This window comes from Bifidobacterium panos (genome assembly GCF_012932445.1).
Classification (GTDB): Bacteria; Actinomycetota; Actinomycetes; order Actinomycetales; family Bifidobacteriaceae; genus Bifidobacterium; species Bifidobacterium panos.
Genome location: NZ_JAAIIJ010000031.1, coordinates 1 through 4,676, shown reverse-complemented (window position 1 = coordinate 4,676; position 4,676 = coordinate 1). Strand labels below are relative to the sequence as shown.

8 protein-coding genes are annotated in these 4,676 nt (G+C 56.7%); 4 read left to right on the top strand and 4 right to left on the bottom strand.

Annotation, left to right across the window (positions count from 1 at the left end):
• The 4 genes from G1C94_RS07435 to G1C94_RS07420 form a co-directional block, all read right to left on the bottom strand.
• Positions 1–317: bZIP transcription factor (locus tag G1C94_RS07435; protein ID WP_172147086.1), on the bottom strand; the 317-nt coding region annotated here is incomplete at its 3' end.
• A 29-nt stretch (positions 318–346) separates the two neighbouring features.
• The gene (locus tag G1C94_RS07430; RefSeq protein WP_172147089.1) at positions 347–532 is read right to left on the bottom strand and encodes an antitoxin VbhA family protein; all 186 of its coding nucleotides are present in this window, start codon (positions 530–532) and stop codon (positions 347–349) included.
• Positions 533–779: 247 nt separating this feature from the next.
• Positions 780–1,073 carry a ribbon-helix-helix protein, CopG family gene (locus tag G1C94_RS07425; RefSeq protein ID WP_172147105.1) on the bottom strand — a complete coding sequence of 98 codons (294 nt, stop codon included), beginning with the start codon at positions 1,071–1,073 and terminating at the stop codon, positions 780–782.
• Positions 1,073–1,330: a hypothetical protein gene (locus tag G1C94_RS07420; RefSeq protein ID WP_172147107.1), complete on the bottom strand. Its 258-nt coding sequence runs from the start codon at positions 1,328–1,330 to the stop codon at positions 1,073–1,075. The genes G1C94_RS07425 and G1C94_RS07420 overlap by 1 nt, the downstream gene beginning before the upstream one ends.
• Positions 1,331–3,346: 2,016 nt before the next feature.
• Here G1C94_RS07420 and G1C94_RS07415 point away from each other — a divergent pair.
• The 4 genes from G1C94_RS07415 to G1C94_RS07400 form a co-directional block, all read left to right on the top strand.
• Positions 3,347–3,604, top strand: coding sequence for a hypothetical protein (locus G1C94_RS07415; RefSeq protein WP_172147107.1), 258 nt, complete (start codon positions 3,347–3,349; stop codon positions 3,602–3,604).
• On the top strand, positions 3,604–3,897 hold the full coding sequence (locus G1C94_RS07410; RefSeq protein ID WP_172147105.1) for a ribbon-helix-helix protein, CopG family: 294 nt from the start codon (positions 3,604–3,606) through the stop codon (positions 3,895–3,897). The genes G1C94_RS07415 and G1C94_RS07410 overlap by 1 nt, the downstream gene beginning before the upstream one ends.
• 247 nt (positions 3,898–4,144) lie before the next feature.
• Positions 4,145–4,330, top strand: coding sequence for an antitoxin VbhA family protein (locus tag G1C94_RS07405; RefSeq protein WP_172147089.1), 186 nt, complete (start codon positions 4,145–4,147; stop codon positions 4,328–4,330).
• 29 nt (positions 4,331–4,359) lie between these two features.
• On the top strand, positions 4,360–4,676 hold a 317-nt coding region (locus G1C94_RS07400), incomplete at its 3' end, for a bZIP transcription factor (RefSeq protein WP_172147086.1).

The window sequence follows — 4,676 nt, the reverse complement described above, 5'->3', positions numbered from 1 at the left end:
GCCAGCAACTTCTTCAGTCCGTCGTTCTCGGCTCGCAGCGTGGCGATCTCGATGCGCAGTCTGGTGTTCTCCGCTTGCAGCCCGTCCGTTTGCGTGATGGTTTCATCTGACCGGTCATGACCGGTCACGTGACCGGTCACGGTCTTGAGCACGCCGAGCGCCTCAAGCGTCGTGACCGGTATCCGCCAGCCGCGTTTGAGTTTGGTCGCGCCCAGTGAACTGCCTTGTTCGTTGAGTTTCCTGCGTAATGTCGATTCACTGCAATCAACCAGTTCGAGCGCCTGACTGAAACTGTACTCATGTGACGAATCGGTCATGGTGCAATCATATGACCGGTCATGACCGGTCAATCCTCCAAGCCGTACCGTCTGCGCATACGTGAGACGAATTCATTGTCGTCTATAAGACCTTGGGCGTAAGCGTCCGCATCCTTCAGGAGCGCTGGCGACGGAGCACCGCCCTCAAGTCGTGCCGACGCTATGGCCAGTCCCAGATGCTCGCGACGGCGAGCGGCTTCTTCCTCAGTAATCAACACAACCACCTCATGTTGTTGCCGCTTCAGCGAGCACGGGCGACGAGCTCCCTGTGTGATTCCGTGCGAGAAAAATTCGGCAGCGGAAACTTTTTCATTCCCGATTCGATTTCGAATCTGGGAATAGCAAGCGACGTGAATGAGGCCTCATTCACTCGATTCGCGGTGCGAACCGGCTTGCCCGGGAGACCCAGACCCCTTAGTCGGCAGGAGCCTCCAGACCGCTCGCGCGGCCTGCACGCGTCTTTCAGACGGTGTGTGCCGCGAGCTTGCGGCGCATGTATTCGCTGCGGCTGATGTGGTAGCGCTTGGCCGTCTCGGTCAGCTCGTCCAGCGTGCTTCTGGGCACGCGGATGGACACGTTAATCATCTGTTCCTCCGGCTGGGCGAGGTGCAGGCCGTAGTGGACGCGTCCCGTCAGGTCGTCCGGTATGGTCTCGGATTCGGCCATCCGCTCGTCCTCCAGCACCTGTTCCTCGGTCATGCCGACCATTGCCAGCAGCTCCCTGTCGCGGTCGCTGAATCCGGTCGCGTCGCTCATCACTGCCTCCTTAGCTGCTCGATTTCACGCCTGAACTTCTTGGTCGGCGGCGTGAACGCGTGGTAGATCACCACAGTCCCGCGCACGACCCTGTACAGCATCTCGACGTTCCTGCCGCGCCCGTCGAGCCCTATCGCCATCCACGCGCCGGACGGTCGTTCCGCGTCGACCATGACGCTGCGGAACGCCGTCACCACGTCCTCCTCGGACAGTTCCGGATGCCGAACGGTCACCCTGTCAAGCACTTGGATTCTCATGGACACCACCTGTGGCACGAACGTATTACACGCACAATCATATTCGTGTTCAAAGCAGGATGCAAGCGTGATACGCACGCATTAGCGAACCGCGCGAGCGGTCTGAAGGCTCCGCCGACTAAGGGGTCTGGGTCTCCCGGGCAAGCCGGTTCGCACCGCGAATCGAGTGAATGTAGCTACATTCACGTCGCTTGCTATTCCCAGATTCGAAATCGAATCGGGAATAAAAAAGTTTCCGCTGCCGAATTTTTTTCGCGCGGATTGGCGGTCGGTTTTGTCCAAACCGACCCGCTTGTTTCGCGCGCATAATGATGTTCAAAGCGGAAAAAATGTTCGGTTCAATATTGAACCGAACATAGGCCGTGTCGTTAAAAAGAAAAAGACCCGAACACTGGTAATGTTCGGGTCAACGAAATAAAAGCACAGCCAATACTATCACACTGCTGGTAACAGGCGTGTTGGTGACACAGCGTGATTTGCGACTTAACGCGCTGTATAAAATTGTCGCCCCGACTAACACTCGGGAGATGCGGTTAGAGCGCTAAACATCAACAGACCTCGCAGACGCGCGTGGCATAAACGAGATGCCCGACACGCGCTTTAGTATTCCAGTGCTTCAAAAATGGCTCTACGAGGGTATGCCGGCTTCTGATTCAGTTAATTACTTAATCCGCGGGTTGAAGGGCGTGGCTCCAGACCAAACCTTTAGACTTGTGCTCTTTCCCACAAGGCACAAGTCTCGAAACGTTCACCACCCAAACTCCACATGAAAATCACATGACGGTGTTTCGGGATATGAGACGCGGGTCTGTTCAGGATGTTTTCCAGCGTGACCACCATGGTTTTCGTGATGGTCTCGCTTCGAGCAACGCCACGACTTTCTCCCGTTCCGCCAGCAACTTCTTCAGTCCGTCGTTCTCGGCTCGCAGCGTGGCGATCTCGATGCGCAGTCTGGTGTTCTCCGCTTGCAGCCCGTCCGTTTGCGTGATGGTTTCATCTGACCGGTCATGACCGGTCAGATGAAACCATCACGCAAACGGACGGGCTGCAAGCGGAGAACACCAGACTGCGCATCGAGATCGCCACGCTGCGAGCCGAGAACGACGGACTGAAGAAGTTGCTGGCGGAACGGGAGAAAGTCGTGGCGTTGCTCGAAGCGAGACCATCACGAAAACCATGGTGGTCACGCTGGAAAACATCCTGAACAGACCCGCGTCTCATATCCCGAAACACCGTCATGTGATTTTCATGTGGAGTTTGGGTGGTGAACGTTTCGAGACTTGTGCCTTGTGGGAAAGAGCACAAGTCTAAAGGTTTGGTCTGGAGCCACGCCCTTCAACCCGCGGATTAAGTAATTAACTGAATCAGAAGCCGGCATACCCTCGTAGAGCCATTTTTGAAGCACTGGAATACTAAAGCGCGTGTCGGGCATCTCGTTTATGCCACGCGCGTCTGCGAGGTCTGTTGATGTTTAGCGCTCTAACCGCATCTCCCGAGTGTTAGTCGGGGCGACAATTTTATACAGCGCGTTAAGTCGCAAATCACGCTGTGTCACCAACACGCCTGTTACCAGCAGTGTGATAGTATTGGCTGTGCTTTTATTTCGTTGACCCGAACATTACCAGTGTTCGGGTCTTTTTCTTTTTAACGACACGGCCTATGTTCGGTTCAATATTGAACCGAACATTTTTTCCGCTTTGAACATCATTATGCGCGCGAAACAAGCGGGTCGGTTTGGACAAAACCGACCGCCAATCCGCGCGAAAAAAATTCGGCAGCGGAAACTTTTTTATTCCCGATTCGATTTCGAATCTGGGAATAGCAAGCGACGTGAATGTAGCTACATTCACTCGATTCGCGGTGCGAACCGGCTTGCCCGGGAGACCCAGACCCCTTAGTCGGCGGAGCCTTCAGACCGCTCGCGCGGTTCGCTAATGCGTGCGTATCACGCTTGCATCCTGCTTTGAACACGAATATGATTGTGCGTGTAATACGTTCGTGCCACAGGTGGTGTCCATGAGAATCCAAGTGCTTGACAGGGTGACCGTTCGGCATCCGGAACTGTCCGAGGAGGACGTGGTGACGGCGTTCCGCAGCGTCATGGTCGACGCGGAACGACCGTCCGGCGCGTGGATGGCGATAGGGCTCGACGGGCGCGGCAGGAACGTCGAGATGCTGTACAGGGTCGTGCGCGGGACTGTGGTGATCTACCACGCGTTCACGCCGCCGACCAAGAAGTTCAGGCGTGAAATCGAGCAGCTAAGGAGGCAGTGATGAGCGACGCGACCGGATTCAGCGACCGCGACAGGGAGCTGCTGGCAATGGTCGGCATGACCGAGGAACAGGTGCTGGAGGACGAGCGGATGGCCGAATCCGAGACCATACCGGACGACCTGACGGGACGCGTCCACTACGGCCTGCACCTCGCCCAGCCGGAGGAACAGATGATTAACGTGTCCATCCGCGTGCCCAGAAGCACGCTGGACGAGCTGACCGAGACGGCCAAGCGCTACCACATCAGCCGCAGCGAATACATGCGCCGCAAGCTCGCGGCACACACCGTCTGAAAGACGCGTGCAGGCCGCGCGAGCGGTCTGGAGGCTCCTGCCGACTAAGGGGTCTGGGTCTCCCGGGCAAGCCGGTTCGCACCGCGAATCGAGTGAATGAGGCCTCATTCACGTCGCTTGCTATTCCCAGATTCGAAATCGAATCGGGAATGAAAAAGTTTCCGCTGCCGAATTTTTCTCGCACGGAATCACACAGGGAGCTCGTCGCCCGTGCTCGCTGAAGCGGCAACAACATGAGGTGGTTGTGTTGATTACTGAGGAAGAAGCCGCTCGCCGTCGCGAGCATCTGGGACTGGCCATAGCGTCGGCACGACTTGAGGGCGGTGCTCCGTCGCCAGCGCTCCTGAAGGATGCGGACGCTTACGCCCAAGGTCTTATAGACGACAATGAATTCGTCTCACGTATGCGCAGACGGTACGGCTTGGAGGATTGACCGGTCATGACCGGTCATATGATTGCACCATGACCGATTCGTCACATGAGTACAGTTTCAGTCAGGCGCTCGAACTGGTTGATTGCAGTGAATCGACATTACGCAGGAAACTCAACGAACAAGGCAGTTCACTGGGCGCGACCAAACTCAAACGCGGCTGGCGGATACCGGTCACGACGCTTGAGGCGCTCGGCGTGCTCAAGACCGTGACCGGTCACGTGACCGGTCATGACCGGTCAGATGAAACCATCACGCAAACGGACGGGCTGCAAGCGGAGAACACCAGACTGCGCATCGAGATCGCCACGCTGCGAGCCGAGAACGACGGACTGAAGAAGTTGCTGGC